This window comes from Sphingopyxis flava, assembly GCF_900168005.1.
Classification (GTDB): Bacteria; Pseudomonadota; Alphaproteobacteria; order Sphingomonadales; family Sphingomonadaceae; genus Sphingopyxis; species Sphingopyxis flava.
On the sequence record NZ_FUYP01000096.1, the window covers coordinates 1 to 1,803 of the forward strand.

At 65.1% G+C, this 1,803-nt stretch carries 2 protein-coding genes; both read left to right on the plus strand.

What is annotated here, in order from left to right:
- Positions 1–105 precede the first annotated feature (105 nt).
- A complete protein-coding gene (locus tag B5X69_RS21800) occupies positions 106–669 on the plus strand; it encodes a transposase family protein (RefSeq protein ID WP_217699176.1) in 564 nt (187 codons plus the stop codon).
- On the plus strand, positions 614–1,699 hold the full coding sequence (locus tag B5X69_RS21805; RefSeq protein ID WP_245798832.1) for a transposase: 1,086 nt from the start codon (positions 614–616) through the stop codon (positions 1,697–1,699). Before B5X69_RS21800 ends, B5X69_RS21805 begins: the two co-directional genes overlap by 56 nt.
- Positions 1,700–1,803 lie beyond the last annotated feature (104 nt).

The following is a 1,803-nucleotide window of genomic DNA, read 5'->3' on the forward strand; positions in this document are numbered from 1 at the left end:
CGACAAACAGGGGCTCATCCGCAAATTTGGTGCAAGTTGGGGGATTCACGCGCGAATCGGGAGCGTGCATAGAGTGGGGATTACGGTCAGCGATGGTATTTGCGCGTGTTCCAGACATCTGCCGGTTCTCCCGTTCCTGAAGGTTTAACGATTGTCCGTCGCAGCGACACAGCGCAGGGCGAGCTTCATCTGACGGTGAAGCCGGTTCAGCGTTCGTCAGCCTGTCCCGGCTGCGCACGGCGGTCGAGCCGCATTCACAGCCATTACGAGCGCCGGCCGCGCGACCTGCCCTGGCATGGACGGATTGTGCGGATGACGCTCAGGGTGCGGCGCTTTCGCTGCGGGACGCCCGCCTGCAAGGTACGGATATTCGCGGAGCGGCTGCCCGGGGTGGTTGCTTCTAGAGCACAGCGCTCCGTCCGGCTCGCCGACAGCCAGCGGGCGATCGGCCTTGCCGCCGGCGGCGAGCCGGGGTCCCGTCTTGCGCACCGGCTGGCGATGCCGGTGAGCGGCGATAGCTTGCTGCGGATGATCCGGTCGGCGCCTGTGCCGGATTTTATCGCCCCGACCATTGTCGGCATCGATGACTGGGCATGGCGCCGCGGCCAGCGCTATGGAACGATCATCTGCGATCTGGAGCGCAATCGCGTTTGTGGATTTGCTTCCTGATCGCAACGCGGACAGCGTGGCCGGCTGGCTCCGGCGCTATCCCGGGATTCAGGTCGTCGCACGCGATCGCGCCGGCCTTTATGCCGATGGAGCAAGGCGCGGGGCGCCAGACGCTGTGCAGGTGGCTGATCGCTGGCATCTGCTCCGCGGACTGGGGGACGCACTGCGCGAGGCCGTGGGCCGCCATCGTGGCGCCGTGTCGGCGGCGGTGAAAAGCATGACAGGGACGCAGGCCCGCCTTCCACCGGCCGCTCCCGGTCTCGCCAGATTGCGAACCGGTCGACAATCAGCGCGTCGCGAGCGATGGGAAGAAATCTGCCGCCTTCGCGCGCAAGGCCATCCCGTATCGCACATCGCCGGTCTGACCGGCATCAGCCAGCGCACGGTTCAGCGGTGGCTGGCCGCGGGCGGTGAACCCGAACATATCCGTCCTTCTTCAACCTCGCATCTGCTCGCACCTTATGAAGACTGGCTCGAGAGCCGATGGCAAGCGGGATGCCAGGTCGGGCAGCAGCTCTGGCGGGATCTGAAGGAACACGGCTACAGGGGGAGCCGGAATAGCATTGCCCGATGGGCCGCCCGACGGCGGGCCCGCGACAATCTACAGACAACAGCGGAGCAGCAGACGCGGACCGGCTGGAAAGCCCCGTCACGCCGGCGCTGTGCCTGGTATCTGAGCCGGGATCCCGGTCAGATCGATGCGGATGCCAGGGCTTTCCTCCATCATCTCTATGCGCGGGCACCGGAGCTTTGCACGGTGGCCGGGCTCGCCGCAGAGTTCATCGCGCTGCTCGATGGCAACGACGTGACCAGGCTCGATAGATGGCTCGAACAGGCTGCAGACAGTGAAGTCGCCAGCTTTGCGGCCGGCATCGCGCGCGACATCGATGCCGTGAAGGGCGCGATTACGACCCGCTGGACAACGAGCCCGGTCGAAGGTCAGATCAACCGGGTCAAAGCCATAAAGCGACAGATGTACGGACGCGCTGACTACCAGCTCCTCCGGCAGCGTGTTCTGCTCGCCGCCTGACTGATCATCGATCAGGCTTCCAAAGGCCTCGTCGGCCAGGCTGCACCAAATTTGCGGATGAGCCCCTGTTTGTCGGCAATTCTCACCTTGTTTGTCGCGCAGCA